Below are 317 nucleotides of genomic sequence, written 5' to 3'. Positions count from 1 at the left end.
CCGATGGGCGCGCCACGGGTTGTCGTGCGGCGCGGGCGCGATCACCCTTGGGCGCCGCTGGACTGTTTGTTTGGGGCCTTGATGATTGCGTGACCTGGTCTTGCGCCGGCTTGATTGCGGCCGGGGTGTGCTGACGATCGTCCTGCGCCTCGCCGGCGAGCAAACGCGTTATCGCCGCTTTCCGCGCCGTCCTGCAGACATCGGCCAGCAGCCATGCATCACTGCCGGGCAGGCGCAGCCAGATGGCTTTCCATGCGTTGCGGTTGCCGCTGCCCTGCAGGTTCGCAAAGCAGGAAGGCGACACCGCGTGTTTGCCG

At 67.2% G+C, this 317-nt stretch carries 1 pseudogene; it reads right to left on the bottom strand.

Going from position 1 to position 317, the window contains the following annotated elements:
- A pseudogene (locus tag GEV02_RS33190) lies at nucleotides 1-317 on the bottom strand (hypothetical protein); the annotation flags it as partial.

It is taken from the genome of Rugamonas aquatica (genome assembly GCF_009380215.1).
In the GTDB taxonomy this organism is placed as follows: Bacteria; Pseudomonadota; Gammaproteobacteria; order Burkholderiales; family Burkholderiaceae_D; genus Rugamonas; species Rugamonas aquatica_B.
Note: the sequence above shows the minus strand (reverse complement) of the source record. Positions and strands in the feature narration are given on the sequence as shown.